The following is a 21,320-nucleotide window of genomic DNA, read 5'->3' on the forward strand; positions in this document are numbered from 1 at the left end:
AAGCGTTACCGCTCCGTTAGCTGTCCTTCTTCGCGCTGATCGTGCCGTCCAGCTTGCCGCCGTCCTTGGCACCGGCGATGCACCAGATCTTGCGCTCGGCGTTGCCGCTCTTGTCCTTGGTCCACGCGTTCTGGCTCGGGACCAGCGTGGTGAGCTTGAGCTTCGCGCCGTCCTTGACCCACGGCGAGTTCAGCGTCATCTCGCACCGGGCGACGCCGAGGCTCTTCAGCGAGTCGACGCCCGGATACGCGGCGTCGGGCAGGTTCGACTGGACGGGCAACGTGTCGATCACGTCGAACACCTCGAAGTCGTGCGGCTTGTCGCACTCCTCCTTGGTCTCCGAGTCGAGCAGCTTGGCCGGTGCGACGTCCCCGATGCCGCACGTGTTCTCGTAAAGACCGAACACCGGGACCTCGGCGCCCTCGCCGTACGTGAGCGCCGTGCTGGTGCTGCTGCCGCCAGGCGTCGTGAACGCCTTGTGCACGTAGATGCCGCCCGTGAACGCCGCAGCCGCGATGACGACGGCGCCGACCAACGCGAAGATGCGGTTGCGCTTCTTCTTCGCCGGATCGACGGCGGGAGCCTGCTGGTACTGCTGGGTCTGCGCCGGCGCGATCCCGGTGGGCGGCGTCGGCTGGTTGCCGATGCTGGAGAGCATCGCGCGGGCCTGCGGGCCGGACAGCCGGGCGTTCGGGTCCGCGATCAGCAGACCGGTGATGACGGCGCTCAGCACGCCCGTCGCGCGGGTCAGGCGCGGCGTCTCGCTCATGATCGCGTGCAGCGTCGAGGCCGTGGAGGAGCGTTCGAACGGGCTCCAGCCCTCGACGGCGTAGCAGAGGGTCGCGCCCAGCGCCCACAGGTCGGACGCGGGTCCCGCCTCGTGGCCGTGGATGCGTTCCGGCGCCATGTACGCGGGCGAGCCGATGAGGCTGCCGCTGGTCGTGAGGCGCGGGTCGTCGACGGCCTGGGCGATGCCGAAGTCGGTGAGCTTGAGCTTGCCGTCCGGGCGCACCATCAGGTTGCCGGGCTTCACGTCGCGGTGCACGATCCCGGACTGGTGCGCGGTCTCGAGCGCCGACAACGCCTGCAGAGCGATCGACACGACCTGGTTCTGCGGCATCGGGCCGTGCGTGCTGATCAACGTCGACAGCGTCGCCGCGTCGACCAGCTCCATGATGATGTAGGTCAGGCCGTTCTCGTTGATCGCGTCGTAGACCGTCACGACGGCGGGGTCGTTGAGCTTGCCGGCGGTGCGCGCCTCACGCAGTGCGCGCTCTTCGAGCACACGGCGTTCCTCGTGCGCGATGCCGTCCGGCAGGTGCAGTTCCTTGATCGCGACGAAGCGTCCGATGTGACGGTCCTGGGCGCGCCAGACGATGCCCATGCCGCCACGGCCGAGCTCCGCGATCAGGGCGTACCTGCCCGCGATGACGCGTGGTTCGACAGCCTGTCCGTGCAACGTGCGCTCCTACAGCCTCGGAACCGGGGGCGTTGACGGTACTTCAGACCCGCCACATGGAGGATCGGTTCCTAAGCTTCCGGTGCTACAACCAGTTCGTGACCTGCGGCACGCAAAGCGAGCACCGCACGCCCCAGATCCGTGTGCTTCACCAACAGATGGTCCGTGTCGTAAGTGGACAACGCGAACAACGAGACGCCCGCGGCCGCCAGTTCACCCGCCAGAGCGGCCATGATGCCGGTGAGCGTGAACTCCAGCGGCCCGCGCACGGTCAGCAGCCGCCAGCCCTTTTCCGTCGTGTCACCGTCCACTGCGAACGACGCCGGCGCGATGATCGACAATTCGGCCGGGGTCCTGGTCACGGACACCAGGACGTCGGTGAGGTCGAGCAGCCCGGCAGGGACCGGAGCGTCCGCTGCCAGGCGTGTGACCGCGTATTCGCCGGGCCGGACGTCCACGATGAGCCGCTTCATGGGCGTCAGCCTTCAACCACCAGTGGGCTGGAGGCAACTTCTGTGCCGTCCGGGAGTGTCGAGATGACGAAGTCCGCGAACGCGTTCGGTGCCGCCTTCGTCAGTTCACGCAGGCAGGCGATGGCGAGCTCGCGCAGTTCGACGTTGATGTGCTCGGTGGCGCGCATCGCGATGAAGTGGCGCCACGAGCGGTAGTTGCCCGTCACGACGATCTCGGTGCCGGTGGCGTTGGGCAGCACGGACCGTGCGATCTGCCGCGCGCGCCTGCCGTTGACGGTCTTCTCCAGGCTGTGCACGAGGTCCTCGTACGCCTTGAGGCTCGCCTCGGTCGCGGCGACGAACCGCGCGTGCAGCTCGGGGTCCTGCGCGATCAGGTCCGGCTCCACGACGTCGGTCGGGTCGGTGCGCTGGGAGAGCTGCGAGTACGAGAAGTGCCGGTGCCGGATCAGCTCGTGGGTGAGCGAGCGGGACAGCTCGGTCAGGTAGAGCGACGCGCTGCCGTGCTCGAACGCGGCGAGGTGCCCGACGTCGAGCAGGTGGTGCAGGAACGTCGCGTTGGTGTTCGTCATGGGGTTCGAGCGGTCCCACGACTGGTAGCAGGCGCGGCCGGCGAACTCGACGAGCGCCGCGCCACCGTCCGCGTCGGTCGTCCACGGCACGTCGTCCGGTGGGATGAACTCCGTCTTGGCCACCAAACGCACTCTCGGCATGGGCCGAGATTAGCCCTGACATCAGGTGGTGGTTGCACGATGTCGGAAGTGACGTCATAGTGGTGTCATGGATCTGTCGCCGTACATCGCGTCACTGCGCGAGGACCTGGCGACGGCCGCATCAGCGGGGGACGAGAACACCCGTCGAACGGCCGCCGCGTTGTCCGCAGCGCTCGAGCCAGCCGCTCGACTGGCAATCATGAACGCACTGTCCGACCTGGCCGCGGAGGTCACCGCCGCCCTGGACGGCCAGGTCGTGGACGTCCGGCTGGCAGGCCGTGACGTCCAGGTGGTCGTCACCGGGTCCGCCGAACCGGAGCCGGAACCGGCCCCTCGGCACGAGATGCCGAACTTTGGCGCAGGTGACGCCACGGGTGACATCAGCCGCATCACCCTGCGCATGATCAACGAGCTCAAGTCGAAGGCCGAGGCCGCCGCGGCGGCTCAGGGCGTGTCGCTGAACTCGTTCATCCAGCAGGCCGTGGGTGGCGCGGTGCACAGCAAGCACAAGCATCAGCACAAGGGGTGGAGCGGAAACGCCGGCTCGGGCTCGCGCGTCCGCGGATGGGTGCAGGGGTGAGCGCGATGACCGAACCGAGTTCCGAACCGACAGAACCGACTCCGGATCCGGCTGCCGAACCGGCGGAGCCCTCGGGCGTGGTGCGCCAGCAGAGCTTCGAGTTCGCGGGCATCGCCGAGATCGACATCTCGCTGCTCAGCGGCCGGGTGCAGGTGCAGCTCGTCGACGGGCCGGGCGTGCACGTCGAGGTGCGGCACGACCCGAACGCGGGCAACTCGTGGACCGAGGGCCTGTCCAGCGTGCTGAGCTGGGTCAGCGGCCAGTTCGGCGCCGACAAGGCAGCTCCGCCGTCAGGTCCGGAGGAGGCCGTGCGCGACGCACGCGTCGAGCTTCTGGGCAACCGTTTGCGCATCGAGTCGTCCAAGGCGCTGCCGTTGCGTGCCGTGCCGCTCTCCGTGGTGGTGACGGCTCCCGTGGGGTCGCACGTGTCGTCACGGACCGGTGCGGCTGACGTCATCGTGACGGGCGGTGCGGGTCGTCTCGACCTGAACACCGGCACGGGCAGCGTGTCCGCAGACCGCGCGACCGGCGAGGCCAAGGTGAACTCGGGCGCCGGGACCGTGCGCCTGGGCACGATGCTCTCGTCGCTGAAGGCCAAGACGGGCAGCGGTGACGTCGAGGTGTCGTCGATCGGCGGCACGACCACGCTGATCACCGGGACCGGCGACGTGTGGCTGGGCGCCGTGCAGGGCAACGTCCAGGTCCGCACCGGCAGCGGCGATCTGACCGTGGCCGACGCGGCCTCCGGCGAGATCCAGCTGGGCACCGGCTCGGGCCACATCCGCGTCGGCATCCGGCAGGGCACGCTGGCGCGCATCGACCTGGTGTCCACGTCCGGCAACGCCCGCAGCGACTTCGACGTCTCGTCCGCGCCGCTGGGTGACGCCACCTTGTCGGTCACGGGCCGCACGGGCAGCGGCAACGCACTGGTGACCGCCGCTTCAAGCTGACCGGGGGGTCGGGTAGGGGAAGACGACGTCTCCGGTCAGGGCTCCTGGAACGGTTTGGAGCCGCCGGGGACGTCGTCCGGGAAGAGCGGGCAGCGGATCTCACCGGTCAGGAACTTCCTGACGAAGCTGGAGAAGTTCCCGTCGTACGACCAGCTCTGCCGCATGTCCGTGATCACCACGGTCCACTCGTCCGGCTCACCCTTGGTGTACCAAAGGCAGTGGTCGCCGTTCACGGTCATGCCCCAGGGCAGCAGGCCGGGCGAGTCCGGATGCACGCGCAGGCCCGGCTGGCGCCGCAGCGCACGCAACATTTTGGGCGCCAGTGACATCCAGTTCATGAAACCGGCACGTGCTGTTGGGTGCAGGATCCGGACGTAACCGCCCACGATGAGTGGCGGATAGGCTTCGGCGAGATGCACGAAGTCGCTGGGCAACGCCGTGCCCGCCCGGCCTTTGACCGCGTCCCAGTCGACCGGGTCAGGCCGCCTCTCGGGCGCTCCCAGCAGATCGATCCACTCGTCAGGCGGCACCGTTCACCTCCGTGACCCTCAAGCATCGCCTGTGGCACTAGGGGTTCGGTTGTACCGCAGTCCAGCGACGACCAGTGAGACGACAGCGTCGAACGCGTCCTGAATGTGAGGATTCCCCCACTCCTGGGCGTGCGCCGGGTGGTGGAACACCTGCGTCGCGTCCCACACCGCCTGCGCGGTCTTCTCGACGTCGTCGGTCACGAACTCCTGGGTATCCACTCCCGCGCGAATGATGCGCGCGACCTGACCGACCAGGTGGTCCAGGTGGTACTCGATGACGGCGCTGTTCTCGCCGACGAGCGTCCGGAACGTGGTGAACAGCTCGACGTCCTCGGTGTGCGAGAGCCGCTTCTTGTCGAAGAGGCGCTGCAGCCAGTCCCTGAGCAGGTCGCCGGCGGAGAGGTTCGGGTCGAACTCCTTCTCCATCTCCTCGTGGATCGCGTCGAGCCAGCGCCGTGTCACGGCCTCCCGGAGCACGGCCTTGGTCGCGAAGTGGCGGTAGACGCTGCCGTGGCTGACCCCGAGCGCCTTGGCGACGTCGACCACCGTCGCCTTGGCGGGGCCGTACCTGCGCAGGACCTCTTCGGTCGCCGCGAGGATCGCCTCCGAGGTCAACGCCTCCGCCACTTCATCTCACCTCTCGCTGTCCAGCATGGCCATCTGCTCGGCCGCGTAACGGGTGCCCGCAGCGGCTCCGAGTGGAGCGACGGCCTCGATCTCCTGCAATTCTGCCTCGGTGAACGTCACGTCGACGGCACCGATCGCCTCGTTCAGCCTCGCACGCTTGGTCGTGCCGACGAGAGGCACCACGTCCTCGCCGCGCGCCGCGACCCACGCGATCGCGAGCTGCGCGACCGTGACGCCCTTGTTCTTCGCGATCTCGTCGAGCTTCTCGACCAGACCCTGGTTGCGGGTCAGGTTGTCGCCCTGGAACCGCGGCGCGTGACCACGCCAGTCGCTCGCGTCGAGGGTGAGCGGCGTGGCCGAGATCAGGCCGCGCGACAGCACGCCGTACGCGGTGATGCCGATGCCGAGCTCACGGGTGGTCTGCAGGATCTCCCGCTCGACACCGCGCTCCAGCAGGCCGTACTCGATCTGCAGGTCCGCGATCGGGTGCACGGCGTGCGCGCGGCGGATGGTCTCGGCGCCGACCTCGCTCAGGCCGATGTGCCGGACGCGGCCCTTGTCGATCTGCTCGGCGATGGCACCGATGGTGTCCTCGATCGGCACGCTCGGGTCGAGCCGCGCCGGCCGATAGATGTCGACGTGGTCGGTGCCGAGGCGTTCCAGCGAGTACGCGAGGAAGTTGGCCACGGCGACCGGCCGGGTGTCGAACCCGATGAACGCGCCGTCGGCGTCGCGCATGCCGCCGAACTTGACGCTGAGCTGCACCTCGTCACGACGGCCCTTGATGGCCTCGGCGACGAGCATCTCGTTGTGGCCCTGGCCGTAGAAGTCACCGGTGTCGAGCAGCGTGACGCCCGCGTCGAGGGCGGTGTGGATGGTCGCGGTGCTCTCGTCCCGGTCTGCCGGGCCGTAGGCGTTGGACATGCCCATGCAGCCCAGGCCGATGGCGGACACGACCGGGCCGGTGGCTCCGAGCTGACGCTTCTGCATTTCGAACCCCTTCGTCTCTTCGGTCTCTTCACCATGCCCGATGGACTGACAGATTTCAATATCTGTCAGTCCATAGTTGCCCGATCCATTGACAAAAGAGTTTTGAACGTTCAAAGTCTTTTTTGCGATGAGAGACGTGATCTATCTGGACCGGATGGAGCAGGCCGAGACCCTGCTCAAGCCGCAGCGCGTGGAGGTGCTGCGGCAGCTCGCCGCGCCGCGCTCGTGCACCGAGGTCGCCGAGGTGCTCGACCAAACGCCGCAACGCGTGCACTACCACGTGAAACAGCTGGTCAAGGCCGGTCTCGCGACCCAGGTGTCCGAGCGCAAGGTGCGCGGCGTCCAGGAAGGCCTCTACCAGGCCGTGGCGCGGTCGTACTGGCTGTCGCCGCGGCTGGTCGGCCGGATCGGGTCGCGCGACGAGCTCGTGCTGGGCCACCTCGTCGACCTCGCCGAGCAGGTGCAGGCGGACGTGGCTGCGCTGGACCGCTCCAGCGAACTGCCGTCCGTCGGCGTGTCCGGCGAGATCCGGGTGCGACCGGAGGAGCGGCAGCAGTTCCTGGCCGAGCTGCAGACGACGTTGCAGGACCTCTTCACCCGATACGGCGGCGCGGAAGGGGATGCGTTCCGCATCGCGCTCGCCTGCTACCCAAAAGGAGAAAGCCGATGAGCACCGGAACCATCCGCGTCCGCACGTCCGCGCCCGCCGAGAGGATCTACCGGGCCCTGACGACCGCCGACGACCTGCGGATGTGGCTGGCCGAGCACGCCCACGTGGACCTGGAGGGCGGGGAGTACGAGTTCTGGGGGCGCCACACGCCGGACGGTGAACGCGGCCGGCAGAAGCTGCTGGGCTTCGACGACAGGTCGGTGCGCTACTCGTGGTTGCTTTACGGCACCGAGTACACCCTTGAGCTCGGCGTGGAGGAGCGCGACGGCGAGACGCTCATCGCGGTGACGCAGTCCCCGTACCCGACCTGGGGCGTCGGTGACGACCAGTCGGAGGTCCTCCAGACGTTCTGGCCGCTGGCGCTGGGGAACCTGGTCGAGCTCGTCGAGGGCCGGCCGGTGCTCGGGTTCTGCGACTTCACCTCACCCGAGCAGCGCTTCGAGTTCGACATCGCGGCGACCCCGGCGGCCATCATCGACGCGCTGACGGATCCCGCGGTGTTCGCGCGGTGGTTCGGCGCCCGGATGGAGATCGAGCCGCACGTCGGCGGCCGCTGGGCGATGGGGAGCCTCGCGGAGGAGGAGAACCCCGCGAAGGTCATCGCGCTGGACGAGGCAAACCTCGCGCTGGAGTTCCCCGGCGGGATGGTGACGTCCTGGGAGCTGAAGGGCTCGGAGGGCAAGACGAGGCTGACGTTCGTGCAGAGCGGGTTCGACCCGGCCAGCCCGCCCTACGGGCCGTGGATGGGCTGGCTCTCCGGGTTCGCGGACCTGCGCCGCATGCTGGAGCTGCCCGGCTGGCGCCCGATGTGGCACTCGTTCGACATCCCCGGTGTGCCTGACGGCGTTCTCGTCCTCGAATAATCGAGCGCGAAACGGGCGGGTGAGAGCCAGATCATTCGGCTCTCACCCGTTTGCGCCTGGTTTTCGTCGGTCGCTGATCGATATCTTCGGGGTCGTGCTTGAGTCAGCGCGCATTGCCGTCGCCGCAGTCCTGATCGCCTTCTCCGTGACGGCGTCGATCCTCTTCAGTTACTAGATCCAGGCCATCACGAGCGCCGGTGAGGCCGCGAGAAAGCTGAACCTCGCGAAGCGGCCCACCAGCCCGGTGGCGACGAACATCGTGGTGGACATGCCCGCGAGCCCGGCGAGCACGCTCGTCGCCATGAACGGCGGCACCCCGACCAGCGCGCTCACCCCGTGCGTGCCGGCCATCCAGTTCGGGTGCGCCTTGCACTTCACGTGGATCCAGTCGCCCCAGCGGTGCATGCGCGTGCCCGGCCCGAACCAGCGCCGCAGCCTCGAAGGCTTGTCGCTCGGCTTGCGGTGCAGGAACTTCGGCAGGTGGATGTCGCCGCGCGCCGCGTAGAAGTACAGCAGCTTGCCCAGCACCTGGCCGACCGCCACCGAGAGGCCGACGATCCAGAACGACGTGTCAGGCCAGCGCGCGCAAAGTCCCAGGACGAACATCTCGATGCTGATCAGGGGAACGATGGCTGAGCCGAGCGCGACCCCAAAGGTGAGGCCAACCAGGGCGAGCACCCGGCCGAGGTTACACAGATCTCAGTCGGCGAGTCGGACCGCGAGCGGACCGGACACCCGCACTTCGCGCAACGGACGACCGCCTGCGTCCAACGTGCGCACCGTGCCATCACCCGTCCAGCCCAGTCGCTCGTAGAAGTTCCGCGACGCCTTGTCGGCTTCCGGCACCCACGCGATGCCGCGCGTGGCGCCCGTTTCGCCGAGCCTCTTCACGGCCTCCGCGACGAGCCGCGTGCCGTGCCCGCGCCGCCCCCAGCGGGGTTCCACGAGGACGCTGAGCAGCGCCGTGGTCGCCGCGTCTTCTGGAAGCGAACCGTCCGCTTTGGCCACTTCCTCGTCCGGAGCCTTGCTGGCCACGACGAACCCGACGGTCCACTCCCCCTCCGTCGCTTTCAGAACCGCGCCACTCCGGACGGCGAGCGCCCACGCGTCGTCGGCGTCGAGCGTGTCCAGCACGTCCTGCGGGAGCAGTTCGGCGTAGGCGAGCCGCCACGTCTCCCGATGGATGCGGACGATCTCCGAAAGGTCAGCAGCGGTGGCGATCTCCACGCCGGCGTCGGCCATAAACGCAGCTTATCGACGCCGTGTCGCGGAATTGTCAGGGGTGCGTGGCAACATCGGCGACGTGCAGAGGATGAGTGCGGACGTCGCACGTCGAATCGCCCTGGGCGCCCAGGGCTTCACCGACCTTCGGCCGTCAGCGGCCACCCGCAGACACCTGCAACGCGTCCTGTCCCGCGTGCAGCTGCTGCAGATCGACTCGGTGAACGTGGCCGTGCGCGCGCACTACATGCCGCTGTTCTCCCGCCTCGGCGCCTACGAGCCCACGCTGCTGGACGAAGCCGCGTGGACGCACTCCACGCGCAAGCCCCGCATGCTGGTCGAGACCTGGGCGCACGAGGCGTCCCTGGTGCCGGTGCTCGACTGGCCTCTGTTCCACTCGGGCGCGAAGAAGCGCGGGTGGTGGCAGAACTACCAGACGATCCTCGAACGCTCCCCCCAACTGGTCGACGACGTGCTCGCCGCCGTGAAGGAGCTCGGCCCGATCGGCGCCGGCACCCTGGAGAAGGCCCTCATGGGCGACAAGGGCCGCGCGAAGGGCCCGTGGTGGGACTGGTCCGAGGTCAAGCGCATCTGCGAGGTCCTGTTCGGCGTGGGCATCCTGACGACGGGCACCCGTCGTTCGTTCGAGCGCCTGTACGACCTGACCGAACGCGTCATCCCGGCCGACGTCCTGGCCCAGAAGTGGACTCCCGAGACCGGAGCGCGTGAACTGGTCCTGCGCTCCGCGGTAGCGCTGGGCGTGGCCACCGAACCCGACCTGCGCGACTACTACCGCCTCGACCCGCGCCGCTCCCAAGCCGCCGTCGCCTCGCTGGTGGAGGAGGGCGTGCTGGAACCGGTGGCCGTCGACGGCTGGCGCGGCGTCGGATACCGGCACGTCGACGCACGTGCCCCACGCCGCGTGGCAGGCCGCGCGCTGCTGTGCCCGTTCGACCCGCTGATCTGGGAGCGGGCACGGACCGAGCGGATCTTCGGGTTCCGGTACCGCATCGAGATCTACGTGCCGGAGCCCCGCCGCGTGCACGGCTACTACGTCTTCCCGTTCCTGCTCGACGGATCACTGGTGGCCCGCGTGGACATCAAGGCCGACCGCGCGGCCGGCGTGCTGCGGGTGCAGTCGGCGTGGGCCGAGGAAGGCGTGGAACGGCCTCGGGTGGCGGCGGAGCTGGCCGCGGAGTTGCGGCACATGGCCGACTGGCTGGGGCTGGACGACGTGCTGGTGGTGCAGAAGGGGGATCTGGCGGCGGAACTGATCGCGGCCGTGATCAACGGCTGACCGGTTTCGCGTCAGTCCGGTTTCACGAAACGGGCGACTCCCCGCCGACCGCGACGTGCCAGTGCAGGTGCCTGTTGTGCTGCTCGCTGCCCAGCGTCGTGAGCACCTGGCAACCGCCGTGCTGATCAACCGCCTGGGCGGCGACGGTTTTGACGGTGGCGAGCAGTTCCAGCGCGAGGTCGTCGTCGAGGTCGAGCAGGGACGAGACGTGCCGGGTGGGGATCACGATGACGTGGTCGGTGCCGAAACCCGGCAGAGGCGGGCGGAAAGCGAGCGTGTTCTCGGTCTGGGCGAGCACCTCGACCTCGATCTTGCCCGGGATGACCTCGTCGCAGTAGCAGTCCGGCCCCATGTCGCCCCCGTGCTCACGCTGACGCAGGGGTACCCCCTGACCGGGAACCCCTGCGTTTCAACGTACTCGGGGGGTCTGACAGTCCGGGGACACCGAGCGCGAAGCCGAAGGCGAGCCGTCCTTACCAAACGGGCCAGGCGGTGGGGTCCCGTCACGAGTCGCACCACAGCTCTTGCTGCATGTGAGAGGGAGGGTCAAGTCGACACGCTTTTCGTCGACTTGACCCTCCCTCTCACATGTGGCCCGCTCCTGGTGCGGCTCGTGACGGGACCCCACCGCCAACGCAAGCCAACTACGCAACAGGCAGCCGCCCAAATCAACAGCCGTGCCATCAACCCACCCACGGCGCCCTCCCCCGATCAGATTGCCGGGGGTCTGGGGGCAGAGCCCCCAGGGAAAGCACGCAAGGCGACAGAACGCCCGCAACAGGGGGAACACAACAAACCAGCCGACTGCAGAACGCCCACGCCGCCCCGAGCTCACGCTGACGCAGGGGTACCCCCTGACCGGGAACCCCTGCGTTTCAACGTACTCGGCACCACCGACAAGATCAGGCGTGCAGCTCGATGGCCTTGCGCATAGTCTCACGCGCCCGCCCGCGGTCCCCCGCGATGTCGTACGCGTAAGCGAGCCGGAACCAGACCCGCCAGTCGTCGGGCGACGCCTCGACCTCGGCCCGCCGCTCTTCGAACCACTCGTCGGCGGCATCCCGATCCACGCGGCCCGAAGGCCGGCGCGGCAGGTGCGAGACGTCCGGCAGCAGCCCGTCCGCGTCGAGCTCGCGGGCCATCTTCTCGGTCTCCCAACCGAAACGCAGGTTGGAGTACACGAGCCAGACGCCGAGCAGCGGCAGGATCAGCACGCCGACGCCGAGCAGCACGCCGACCACCTCGCCGGTCTGCAGAAGCGCCAGGGCGCGGCCGGTGAGCAGGACGAAGTAGACCGCGAGGGCCGCGATCAGCACCCCGACGGTGACGCGGACCTTCACAGGTCCAGGTACTTGTCTAGGCCGACGGCGAGCCCGGGGCGACCCACGATCTCCCGCACACCCAGCACGACGCCGGGCATGAAAGAGGTGCGGTGCAACGAGTCCTGACGGATCGTCAGGGTCTCGCTCTCGCCGCCGAACACGACCTCCTGGTGCGCGATCATGCCGGAGATCCGGAGTGAGTGGACCCGCACGCCGTCCACGACGGCACCGCGTGCGCCCGGCTCCTCCTGCGTGGTCGCGTCGGGCATCGGGTCCATGCCCTCCCGCGCGGCCGCGATCAGCCGGGCCGTGTGGGCGGCCGTGCCCGAGGGGGCGTCGGCCTTGCGCGGGTGGTGCAGCTCGATGATCTCGGCCGACTCGTAGTAGCGGGCGGCGATCTCCGAGAAGCGCATGAGCAGCACGGCGCCGATGCCGAAGTTCGGCGCCACGAGCACACCGACGGAAGGCTTGTCCGCCAGCAGTGCCTCGACCTCGGCGAGCTTCGCGTTGTCGAAACCGGAAGTGCCGACCACGCAATGGATTCCGGCAGCGACGCAGAACGAAAGGTTCCCCATCACCACGTCGGGGTGCGTGAAGTCGACGACGACCTGAACACCCGCGTCGACCAGCGCGGACAACGGGTCGTCGGCGTCGATGGCCGCCACGACCTCCATGCCCTTCGCGGCCTCGACCGCGCGGACCACCTCGGAACCCATGCGGCCCCGCGCGCCGAGAACTCCGACGCGAATCATGCAATCACCTCGTGTACCTGGTCCGGCAGATCGTCGGCGTGATCGTAAGGGCCGACCACCGCCGCGGCAGTGGGGCGGCGCAGCAGATCACGTGCGAGCAGCGCCACTTCGTCGGCCGACACGGCGTCGATCCGCGCCAACGTGTCCTCGACGCTCAGGTGGTCGCCGTAGTTCAGTTCGGACTTGCCGATGCGCGACATCCGGGAACTGGTGTCCTCCAGGCCCAGAACGAGAGCGCCGCGCAGCTGTCCCTTGCCGCGCGCCACTTCCGCGTCCGACAAGCCACCGCGTGCGACGTCCACGAGCACCTCGCGGATGACGCCGGCGGTCTCGCCGAGGCGGTCCGGCTGGCAGCCCGCGTAGACGGCGAACGTGCCGGTGTCCGCGTACAGACCGACGGACGAGTAGACCTGGTAGGCCAGGCCTCGCCGTTCGCGGACCTCCTGGAACAGCCGGGAGCTCATTCCACCGCCGATGGCCGCGTTCAGCACGTTCAACGCGAAGCGGCGCTCGTCGTGGCGGTCGATCCCGCGCATGCCGAGCATCAGGTGCGCCTGCTCGGTGTCGTCGGTGTGCAGCACCAGCTTGCGGGCGTCGGCGATGCGCGCGCGACCCGCTCGTGGCGCCACCGCGCTGCCCTCCCGCGACAGCCGGTCGCCGACGGCCTTGCGCACCAGGCGCATCACGTGCGTGTGCTCGATGTTGCCCGCGACGGAGAACACCATGCGCGGCAACGTGTAGCGCTTCTTGTAGAACGAGTAGAGCGCGTCGCGGTCCATGTCCTGAATGGACTTCTCGGTGCCGAGAACCGGGCGCCCCAACGCATGCCCGCCGAACAACGCCTCGATGAACGCGTCGTGCAGCAGGTCCTCGGGGTCGTCGTCGCGCATCGCGATCTCTTCGAGCACGACACCGCGTTCGGTCTCGAAGTCACGCGGACCGCAGATGGCCTCGAACACCACGTCCGCGACCAGATCCACCGCGAGCGGCAGGTCCTCGTCCAGGACGTGCGCGTAGTAGCAGGTGTGCTCCTTCGCGGTGAACGCGTTCAGCTCGCCGCCGACCGCGTCGATCTCCTCCGCGATGGCTGCTGCCGTGCGCCGCGAGGTTCCCTTGAACAGCAGGTGTTCCAGGTAGTGCGCGGCACCCGCGACCTCGGGCCGTTCGTCACGGGACCCGACCTGCACCCACAGCCCGACCGAGGCGGACCGCACGCTCGGGATGCGCTCGGTGATGACCCGCAAGCCCGAGGGCAGCATGCTGCGCCGCACCTCGGACCCCGCGGACATCTCGAGCACTCGCGTGCTGCCCGGCCGCTGAAGGTGCCCCAACTGACCGGTACGCGGACGGCCGCGGGTGGATGCACCCGCGGCCGTCACGTTGTTGTCTGTCGTGCTCACTGCGCGGGAGCCGCCTCAGCGGCCTCGGTGGCCTCGACGGCCTCCGGGGCGTCAGCCGGCTTCGCGGCCTCGTCCTCGTTCACGACGACGAGGCTGATCTTGCCGCGCTGGTCGATGTCGGCGATCTCGACGCGGAGCTTGTCGCCGACCTTGACGACGTCCTCCACCTTCGCGATGCGCTTGCCGTTGCCCAGCTTCGAGATGTGGACGAGGCCGTCCTTGCCGGGCAGCAGCGAGACGAACGCGCCGAACGCCGCGGTCTTCACCACGGTGCCCAGGAAGCGCTCGCCGACCTTCGGCAGCTGCGGGTTCGCGATCGCGTTGATCATGCCGATCGCGGCCTCGGCCGAGGGGCCGTCCGCCGCACCGACGTAGATCGTGCCGTCGTCCTCGATGGAGATGTCGGCACCGGTCTGCTCGGTGATCGAGTTGATCATCTTGCCCTTCGGGCCGATGACCTCGCCGATCTTGTCGGTCGGGATCTTGACCGACGTCACGCGCGGAGCGAAGGCGCTCATCTCGTCCGGGTCGGAGATGGCCTCGGCCATGACCTCCAGGATGGTGTAGCGCGCGTCGCGGGCCTGGCCCAGCGCCGCCGCCAGCACCTCGGACGGGATGCCGTCGAGCTTCGTGTCGAGCTGAAGCGCCGTCACGAACTCCTTGGTGCCCGCGACCTTGAAGTCCATGTCGCCGAACGCGTCCTCGGCACCGAGGATGTCGGTCAGCGCCACGTAGCGGGTCTCACCGTCGACCTCGTCGGAGACGAGACCCATCGCGATGCCGGAGACCGGCGCCTTCAGCGGGACACCCGCGTTGAGCAGCGACAGCGTCGACGCGCAGACCGAGCCCATGGACGTCGAGCCGTTGGAGCTCAGCGCCTCGGACACCTGGCGGATCGCGTAGGGGAACTCCTCGCGCTTGGGCAGCACGGGCATGATCGCCCGCTCGGCCAGCGCGCCGTGGCCGATCTCGCGGCGCTTCGGCGAACCCACGCGGCCGGTCTCACCGGTCGAGTAGGGCGGGAAGTTGTAGTGGTGCAGGTAGCGCTTGTGCGTCTCCGGGGCGAGCGAGTCGATCTGCTGCTCCATGCGCAGCATGTTCAGCGTGGTGACACCCAGGATCTGGGTCTCGCCGCGCTCGAACAGCGCCGAACCGTGCGTCCTCGGGATCACGGCCACCTCGGCGCCGAGGTCACGGATGTCCGTGAGGCCACGACCGTCGATGCGGACCTTGTCGCGCAGGATGCGCTGGCGCACGAGCTTCTTGGTCAGCGAGCGGAACGCGGCGCCGACCTCCTTCTCGCGGCCCTCGAACTGCTCGGCCAGCTTCTCCAGCGTGGCGGCCTTGACCTCGTCGAGCTTCGACTCGCGCTCGGCCTTGCCCGCGATGGTCAGCGCCTGCGCGAGCTCGCCGGAGGCGGAGGCCTCGACGGCCTCGAACGCGTCGGCCTGGTAGGCCGGGTACGTCGGGTACTCGCCGGTGGCCTTCGCGGCGACCTGGGCGAGCTGCGCCTGGGCCTCGCAGAGGACCTTGATGAACGGCTTGGCGGCCTCGAGGCCAGCGGCCACGACCTCTTCGGTCGGGGCGGTGGCACCCTCGGCGATCATGTCGATCACGTTGTCGGTGGCCTCGGCCTCGACCATCATGATCGCGACGTCACCGGACTCGACCACGCGGCCCGCGACGACCATGTCGAACACGGCCTTCTCGAGCTGCTCGTAGGTCGGGAACGCCACCCACTGGCCCTCGATCAGAGCGACGCGGACGCCACCGATCGGGCCGGAGAACGGCAGACCCGCGAGCTGCGTCGACGCGGACGCGGCGTTGATCGCCACGACGTCGTACAGGTCCTTCGGGTTCAGGCTCATCACCGTGATGACGACCTGGATCTCGTTGCGCAGACCGTCCACGAAGGACGGGCGCAGCGGACGGTCGATCAGGCGGCAGGTGAGGATGGCGTCCGTGCTGGGACGGCCCTCACGCCGGAAGAACGAGCCGGGGATGCGGCCCGCGGCGTACATGCGCTCCTCGACGTCCACCGTGAGGGGGAAGAAGTCGAAGTGCTCCTTGGGGTGCTTCGACGCCGTCGTGGCGCTCAGAAGCATGGTCTCGTCGTCCAGGTACGCCACCACGCTGCCGGCGGCCTGACGCGCGAGGCGCCCGGTCTCGAAGCGGATGGAGCGCGAGCCGAACTTGCCGTTGTCGATAACGGCAGTCGCCTCGTGGACCTCGATGTCCGTCATTTACTTGTTACTCCTCGTCTTTTGGACACCGCTCACGCGTTTTGACGAGGCCGGTCTTCGATCGAAGTCTCCTGGGGCTCTTCCACCAGGCGACCACTACCGAGGACCGGCGATAACTGCTTCGCGCGATGCGGGCCCTGTTTCTTTTCCTCTTTGCAACCAGGGATCTGTATACACCCGGTTGTGCGCCGAGGGGGAGTGACCGGCCGGTCACTCCCCCTCGGCAAGTATCACCTGCGCAGACCGAGGCGCTGGATCAGCGCGCGGTAGCGGTTGATGTCCACCTTGGTCAGGTAGTTCAGCAGACGGCGGCGACGGCCGACCATCAGCAGAAGACCACGGCGGGAGTGGTGGTCGTGCTTGTGCTGCTTGAGGTGCTCCGTGAGGTCAGCGATGCGCTTGCTCAGCAGGGCGACCTGCGCCTCGGTCGAGCCGGTGTCCGAGTCGTGCAGACCGTACTCACCGAGGATGGACTTCTTCTGATCCGTGGACAGTGCCACTAGGTACTTCTCCTACTTGTTCAGGTCCGTGCGGCCCCGTCCGCCGAATTGCTGGCCGGGGTAGCCGGTACTGGCCGCCACGGACCGCAGCCAGACCCAACTGCGAAGGCTATCAGGCACAGTGCTCAGCGGCGCGCTGACGTGCGCAACCCCACCCGTGCGACGGGTGTGTGGACGCCATCGGCGCTGCTCACCAGCACTGCCTCGGACGGCTGCCACGGGCTGCTCAGGAACTTCGGCATCGCCTGTCCCCGGTACCCGTCCGCCACCGTCAGGTGCGCGGACCAATTGTCGTTCGCGCCCGCTGCTCCTGCCAACCGATTTAAATCGCGACGACGTCCGGTGAGGAGTTCGGGCGCGCTTGGTTTGGAATTCGCCCACGCGCCACAGAACTCACGCGTCTGCGGGCGCGTCGGTTCAACGCTGCCCGGCGGCCCGGATGGCGCGGCGGAACAGTTCGGCGATCGCCGGGAAGTCCTCGTGCAGCAGATCCGCGGCCTGCTGGAGCTCGACGCGGTCGGCGACGCGGCGCAGCACCGGGTACGCGACGCTCTCGTCACCGTTGACCGGCAACGAGTCGCGGGACACAGTCGGCTTGGACTCCCGCACGTCGTCGAGCGCCCGCTGCAACGCCTCCGGCGCCCCGGTCGCCACGTCCGGCGTGAGGATCTTGCGCTCCAGCATGATCATCCGAGCGAGCACGGCCGGGTTGCCGATCTTGGCACGCCGGCCGCTCATCACCTGGCTGAGCATCGGCGCGCTGATCCCGAGCACGTCCGCGAGCTGGGCCTGGGACACGTTGAAGGCCACGACCAACCGGCGCACGCGGTCACCCAGAGGCTCCCCGTACCACTCCCTTTGCAGGGCGAGGTTGCGCTGAACGATCTTGTGGTCCTCCACGTTGGCCTCTCCAGTAGCCCGCTCTACGCCCCGCATCCTGCCAGCCCGCGACCGCACAGACGTCCGCTTCGCCCAATCTGACGGTCACGACTCAGTGAGCAGTTCCCTCGTTCGGTCTACATCTCGATGCATTTGTTCGAGCAGGGCTTCGACGGAGTCGAACTTCTCCATCTCGCGCAGCCTGTCGACGAAGTCCACGGCGACGCGCTGCCCGTAGTAGTCCTCGTCGACGTCGAGCACGAACGCCTCGACACGGCGTTCCCTGCCGGAGAAAGTCGGGTTGGTGCCCACGGAGACCGCGGCCTTGAGCGTCTTGCCCTTGGCGTCGGTGAACCAGCACGCGTAGATGCCGTCCGCCGGAACGGCCGCGAACTTCGGCGTCGACAGGTTGGCGGTCGGGAACCCGAGGTCCTTGCCGCGCCCGTCGCCCTTGACGACGATCCCCTCGAGCCGGTGCGGCCGGCCCAGCGCCTCGGCCGCCGCCTTCACGTCGCCGGCGTCGATGCACGCCCGGATGTAGGTGGACGAGTACGTCACCTCTTCTGCGGACACCAGATCAGCCCCCTCGGTCACGAATCCGAACCGCTGCCCGAGCTGGCGCAGCATCGCGACGTTACCCAACGCCTTGTGCCCGAAGGTGAAGTTCTCCCCCACCACGACAGCCGCCGCGTGCAGCTTCTCGACCAGCACCTCGTGCACGAACTGGTCCGCGGGCATCCTGCTGGTCTCCAGGCTGAACGGCACCACCACGAAGTGGTCGACGCCCAGTTCCTCGACCAGTTCTGCCCGCCGCCGCAGCGTGGTGAGCTGGGCGGGATGGCTGCCCGGCCGCACCACCTCGGACGGGTGGGGGTCGAAGGTCATCAGCACGCCCGGCAGTCCGCGCTGCTCAGCGAGTTCGACGGCACGCCCGATCAGGGCCTGGTGGCCTTTGTGGACACCGTCGAACACGCCGATGGTCACTACGCAGCGGCCCCAGCCGCCGGGAAGGTGATCTAGTCCGCGCCAGCGTTGCACGGTGATCAGCCTACGACGCTGGCAACGGCCGCCGCAGGCGCAGGTCCGTTCACCATCCCGACAGACTCGCACAGTTCGTCAGGATCGACTTCGGGCACAACGACAAGCCGGCTGACCTCAGGGCGCCTCGGCCACGGACTACCCGCCGCCCGCCCGATACCGCTCGAACCGGCCCGGCTCACCGAGCACGTTCGACACCAGCACACCGAAGTCGAAATCCTCCGGATCCGCCACGGTGACGTCGAAGACGCCCTTCACCAGCGAGTTCCAGAAGCTCGGCCGGTAGGTGCACGACCACACCGCCTCGTTGCCCGACCAGATCGTCAGCCTCCGCCGGCACCCTGCGCGGGTCAGCTCCGCGGTCATGCCCGGTTCCAGCGCGAACCTCCGCCACCGCCGCCGCACCCAGAGCTGGCCGTCGTGCCGGTAGAGCGCGGCGGACCACAGACCTCGCCTCACACCTGCGGAGGCTAGTCGGCGGGGCTCAGCACCACTACCGGTTTGCAGGCCGTGCCCTCGTCCTTGACCAGCGCGATGACGTGCCCGTCCGGCCCGAACACCCCGTAGGTCCCCTCGATCCCGCCCGCGCGCAACCGCTGGCCGTGCGACAGCGCCGAGGCCTCGGTCGGGTCGATCTCCCGGCGCGGGAACGCCGTCGCCACCGCGGAGTCCAGGTCCAGCGACAGGCCGGGGGTCTCCTCCAGCTGCGCGAGGGTCTTGGCCACGCGGAGGTCGAACGGGCCGACCCTGGTGCGCCGCAACGCTCCCAGGTGTCCGCCGACGCCCAGTGCGGCGCCGAGGTCGCGGGCCAGCGCGCGCACGTAGGTGCCGGACGAGCACTCGACCATCACGTCCAACAGCACACGCTTGTCCTCACGGCGTGAGAACAGCACGTCGAACCGGTGCACGGTCACGGGGCGTGCGGGAATCTCGACGTCCTCACCGGCGCGCACCCGTGCGTAGGCGCGCTTGCCGTCGATCTTCACGGCGGAGACGGACGACGGCACCTGCTGGATTGGGCCGGTCAGCTTGGCGATCTCGGCCGCGACGGCGTCGTCCGCGACGTCGGAAGCGTCCTCAGTGGACAGCACCTCGCCCTCGGCGTCGTCCGTGGTGGTGGACGCGCCGAGCACGATCGTCGCGAGGTAGGCCTTGCTGTCGAGGGCGAGGTGGCCGAGGAGCTTCGTCGCCCGCTCGATGCCGAGCACGAGCACGCCGGTCGCCATCGGGTCCAGCGTGCCGGCGTGCCCGACCTTGCGGGTGCCGAGAATCCTGCGCACTCGCGCCACCACGTCGTGCGAGGTCATGCCGTCCGGCTTGTCGACGACGACCAGGCCCGGTGCAACAGAGGGTTTCACGGCGCAGAAGCTTAAGCGACGTGCAGAGCGTCCCAACGACGACGCCGGATCTGCACCGGCACCGTCTCACCACGCTCCTCCGCCTCGAACACGGCGGCACGCGCGCGACGCCACCACACGAGCATCCGCCAGCCGCCCAGAACCAGCACCAGCACGCAGAAGCTCAACGCGATGCGGAACGCCGTGGCGGGCGCCAGCACACCCTCGACGAGGTCCAGGAGCACACCGACGCCGAGCGCGGTCACGGTCACCGCGAGGAAGCCGCCGACGTTGACCAGGCCGCTCGCGGTGGACTGGCGGTGCGACGGGTTGTAGTCGCGGGCGAGGGCGAACGCCACGCCCGAGATCGGCCCGCCCACGGTCAGCACGAGGAACACCACAGCGATGACCGGCGTCGGCACGTGCCCACCCGGCCACAGCAGCAGCACGCCCCACCCGGTGAACGCGAACGCCAGGAACCCGACCGAGATCGGCATGCGCCACTCGGGGTTGCGCGAGAACAGGCCGCCGATGATCGGGCTCGCCACGATCGCGCCGATCACGAGCAGGCCGAGCGTGGAGGACGCGGCGCGCGGCGACATCCCCTGCGCCTGCACGAGGTACGGGTAGCCCCACAGCAGACCGATCACGGCCGGCGTCGACATGGTGCTGAAGTGCGCCCAGAACCCGAGCCGGGTGCCGGGCACGCTCCACGCCTGCCGCACCTTCGGCCAGATCTTGCGCAACGGCACGGGTTCCGGCTTCGGCGCGACGAAACCGGTGGGCACGTCCCGCACCCGCAGGAACGCCACGACCGAGTACAGCGCGGTCACCCCGCCCGCGATGAGGAACGCCCACGTCCACCCGATCGAGCCGAGCATGAGGGTCAGCGGCACGGTGGCGACGAGGTTGCCGACACCACCGATCGCGGCCGTGACCGCGACGACGAGCGAGTACTGGCGCGGCGGGAAGTGCGTCGCGACGAGCCGGATCACGCTGATGAACGTCATCGCGTCACCCATGCCCAGCACGGCCCGCGCGACGAGCCCAAGCCCGTACGAGTCGGCGATGGCGAAGAGCACCTGGCCGGTGCCCATGAGCAGGGCGGCGACGGTGAGCACCCGGCGCGGCCCGTAGCGGTCCACCAGCAGGCCGGTGGGAATCTGCATGAGGGCGTAGACCCCGATCTGCAGCACGGTGAACACACCGAGCTGAGCGGGTCCGAGCCCGAAACGTTCGCTCGCCTCCAGTCCGGCCACGCCGAGCGTGGTGCGGTGGAACAGGGCGGCGAAGTAGACGAAGACGGCGATGGTCCAGATCAGCCACGAGGTTCGGGTGGCGCGATCGACCGGCGGCAAGGCGGCACTCTCCCAGGTCGGAGGCAGGCAGACATTAGTTACATCGCCTAAACAACCTTCTTGGTAACGATTTCATGCCGTGAGGTCGGACACAGCGTCCGATCGGGGCTTCGTGCCCGTG

24 protein-coding genes are annotated in these 21,320 nt (G+C 68.8%); 5 read left to right on the forward strand and 19 right to left on the reverse strand.

All coding sequences use genetic code 11. The features are described 5' to 3' along the window. Positions 1–16 precede the first annotated feature (16 nt). The 3 genes from BM417_RS22535 to thyX all read right to left on the reverse strand — a co-directional run bounded on the left by BM417_RS22535 (position 17) and on the right by thyX (position 2,642). Positions 17–1,459 carry a serine/threonine-protein kinase gene (locus BM417_RS22535; RefSeq protein WP_245822078.1) on the reverse strand — a complete coding sequence of 481 codons (1,443 nt, stop codon included), beginning with the start codon at positions 1,457–1,459 and terminating at the stop codon, positions 17–19. A gap of 71 nt (positions 1,460–1,530) precedes the next feature. Then, on the reverse strand, positions 1,531–1,932 hold the full coding sequence (locus BM417_RS22540; protein ID WP_093597593.1) for an ACT domain-containing protein: 402 nt from the start codon (positions 1,930–1,932) through the stop codon (positions 1,531–1,533). A gap of 5 nt (positions 1,933–1,937) precedes the next feature. After that, positions 1,938–2,642, reverse strand: a complete 705-nt coding sequence (thyX, locus tag BM417_RS22545) for an FAD-dependent thymidylate synthase (protein ID WP_093597596.1) — start codon at positions 2,640–2,642, stop codon at positions 1,938–1,940. A 67-nt stretch (positions 2,643–2,709) separates the two neighbouring features. Here thyX and BM417_RS22550 point away from each other — a divergent pair, with 67 nt between their 5' ends. Then, a complete protein-coding gene (locus BM417_RS22550; RefSeq protein WP_093597599.1) occupies positions 2,710–3,222 on the forward strand; it encodes a toxin-antitoxin system HicB family antitoxin in 513 nt (170 codons plus the stop codon). A 5-nt stretch (positions 3,223–3,227) separates the two neighbouring features. Then, positions 3,228–4,172 (forward strand): DUF4097 family beta strand repeat-containing protein, encoded by a 945-nt coding sequence (locus BM417_RS22555; protein WP_093598068.1) that lies wholly within the window; start codon positions 3,228–3,230, stop codon positions 4,170–4,172. A gap of 35 nt (positions 4,173–4,207) precedes the next feature. Here the strand turns inward: BM417_RS22555 and BM417_RS22560 are convergent, their stop codons facing one another. From BM417_RS22560 to BM417_RS22570, 3 genes are read right to left on the reverse strand one after another with little or no spacing between them, the layout of a single operon-like run. After that, positions 4,208–4,702, reverse strand: coding sequence for a hypothetical protein (locus tag BM417_RS22560; protein ID WP_093597602.1), 495 nt, complete (start codon positions 4,700–4,702; stop codon positions 4,208–4,210). Between the two features lie 18 nt (positions 4,703–4,720). Then, positions 4,721–5,329 carry a TetR family transcriptional regulator gene (locus BM417_RS22565; protein ID WP_093597604.1) on the reverse strand — a complete coding sequence of 203 codons (609 nt, stop codon included), beginning with the start codon at positions 5,327–5,329 and terminating at the stop codon, positions 4,721–4,723. A 6-nt stretch (positions 5,330–5,335) separates the two neighbouring features. Next, entirely contained in the window at positions 5,336–6,319 is a 984-nt protein-coding gene (locus tag BM417_RS22570) for an aldo/keto reductase (RefSeq protein ID WP_093597608.1), read from the reverse strand. A 127-nt stretch (positions 6,320–6,446) separates the two neighbouring features. On the opposite strand from BM417_RS22570, the gene BM417_RS22575 reads away from it, so the two are divergent. Both BM417_RS22575 and BM417_RS22580 read left to right on the forward strand, forming a co-directional pair. Further along, entirely contained in the window at positions 6,447–6,989 is a 543-nt protein-coding gene (locus tag BM417_RS22575) for a winged helix-turn-helix domain-containing protein (RefSeq protein ID WP_093597611.1), read from the forward strand. After that, positions 6,986–7,852, forward strand: coding sequence for an SRPBCC family protein (locus BM417_RS22580; protein ID WP_093597614.1), 867 nt, complete (start codon positions 6,986–6,988; stop codon positions 7,850–7,852). Before BM417_RS22575 ends, BM417_RS22580 begins: the two co-directional genes overlap by 4 nt. Positions 7,853–8,023: 171 nt before the next feature. Here BM417_RS22580 and BM417_RS22585 read toward each other — a convergent pair whose 3' ends face one another. Together BM417_RS22585 and BM417_RS22590 are read right to left on the reverse strand one after the other, a co-directional pair. Further along, on the reverse strand, positions 8,024–8,530 hold the full coding sequence (locus BM417_RS22585) for a YqaA family protein (protein WP_093597617.1): 507 nt from the start codon (positions 8,528–8,530) through the stop codon (positions 8,024–8,026). A 21-nt stretch (positions 8,531–8,551) separates the two neighbouring features. After that, positions 8,552–9,094: a GNAT family N-acetyltransferase gene (locus BM417_RS22590; RefSeq protein WP_093597620.1), complete on the reverse strand. Its 543-nt coding sequence runs from the start codon at positions 9,092–9,094 to the stop codon at positions 8,552–8,554. Between the two features lie 70 nt (positions 9,095–9,164). Here BM417_RS22590 and BM417_RS22595 point away from each other — a divergent pair, with 70 nt between their 5' ends. Next, entirely contained in the window at positions 9,165–10,370 is a 1,206-nt protein-coding gene (locus BM417_RS22595; protein WP_093598071.1) for a winged helix-turn-helix domain-containing protein, read from the forward strand. 22 nt (positions 10,371–10,392) lie between these two features. Here BM417_RS22595 and BM417_RS22600 read toward each other — a convergent pair whose 3' ends face one another. From BM417_RS22600 to BM417_RS22650, 11 genes are all read right to left on the reverse strand, one after another. Continuing rightward, positions 10,393–10,722, reverse strand: coding sequence for an HIT domain-containing protein (locus BM417_RS22600; protein ID WP_093597623.1), 330 nt, complete (start codon positions 10,720–10,722; stop codon positions 10,393–10,395). Between the two features lie 550 nt (positions 10,723–11,272). Further along, positions 11,273–11,710 (reverse strand): tetratricopeptide repeat protein, encoded by a 438-nt coding sequence (locus tag BM417_RS22605; protein ID WP_093597626.1) that lies wholly within the window; start codon positions 11,708–11,710, stop codon positions 11,273–11,275. After that, positions 11,707–12,444 (reverse strand): 4-hydroxy-tetrahydrodipicolinate reductase, encoded by a 738-nt coding sequence (dapB, locus tag BM417_RS22610; RefSeq protein WP_093597629.1) that lies wholly within the window; start codon positions 12,442–12,444, stop codon positions 11,707–11,709. The genes BM417_RS22605 and dapB overlap by 4 nt, the downstream gene beginning before the upstream one ends. Beyond that, the gene (locus BM417_RS22615; protein ID WP_093598074.1) at positions 12,441–13,733 is read right to left on the reverse strand and encodes a M16 family metallopeptidase; all 1,293 of its coding nucleotides are present in this window, start codon (positions 13,731–13,733) and stop codon (positions 12,441–12,443) included. Before BM417_RS22615 ends, dapB begins: the two co-directional genes overlap by 4 nt. Positions 13,734–13,840: 107 nt before the next feature. Then, positions 13,841–16,087 (reverse strand): polyribonucleotide nucleotidyltransferase, encoded by a 2,247-nt coding sequence (locus tag BM417_RS22620; RefSeq protein WP_093597632.1) that lies wholly within the window; start codon positions 16,085–16,087, stop codon positions 13,841–13,843. Between the two features lie 230 nt (positions 16,088–16,317). Further along, the gene (gene rpsO, locus BM417_RS22625) at positions 16,318–16,587 is read right to left on the reverse strand and encodes a 30S ribosomal protein S15 (RefSeq protein ID WP_045318466.1); all 270 of its coding nucleotides are present in this window, start codon (positions 16,585–16,587) and stop codon (positions 16,318–16,320) included. Between the two features lie 417 nt (positions 16,588–17,004). Beyond that, positions 17,005–17,487: a helix-turn-helix domain-containing protein gene (locus tag BM417_RS22630; RefSeq protein ID WP_093597636.1), complete on the reverse strand. Its 483-nt coding sequence runs from the start codon at positions 17,485–17,487 to the stop codon at positions 17,005–17,007. A gap of 84 nt (positions 17,488–17,571) precedes the next feature. Next, the gene (locus BM417_RS22635; protein ID WP_093597639.1) at positions 17,572–18,504 is read right to left on the reverse strand and encodes a bifunctional riboflavin kinase/FAD synthetase; all 933 of its coding nucleotides are present in this window, start codon (positions 18,502–18,504) and stop codon (positions 17,572–17,574) included. Positions 18,505–18,642: 138 nt separating this feature from the next. Then, positions 18,643–18,963, reverse strand: a complete 321-nt coding sequence (locus tag BM417_RS22640) for a hypothetical protein (protein WP_093597642.1) — start codon at positions 18,961–18,963, stop codon at positions 18,643–18,645. Between the two features lie 11 nt (positions 18,964–18,974). Continuing rightward, the gene (gene truB / locus BM417_RS22645; protein WP_281251343.1) at positions 18,975–19,862 is read right to left on the reverse strand and encodes a tRNA pseudouridine(55) synthase TruB; all 888 of its coding nucleotides are present in this window, start codon (positions 19,860–19,862) and stop codon (positions 18,975–18,977) included. An 11-nt stretch (positions 19,863–19,873) separates the two neighbouring features. Next, on the reverse strand, positions 19,874–21,199 hold the full coding sequence (locus tag BM417_RS22650; protein ID WP_093597645.1) for an MFS transporter: 1,326 nt from the start codon (positions 21,197–21,199) through the stop codon (positions 19,874–19,876). Positions 21,200–21,320 lie beyond the last annotated feature (121 nt).

The sequence above is a fragment of the Lentzea waywayandensis genome, assembly GCF_900115955.1.
Taxonomy (GTDB): Bacteria; Actinomycetota; Actinomycetes; order Mycobacteriales; family Pseudonocardiaceae; genus Lentzea; species Lentzea waywayandensis.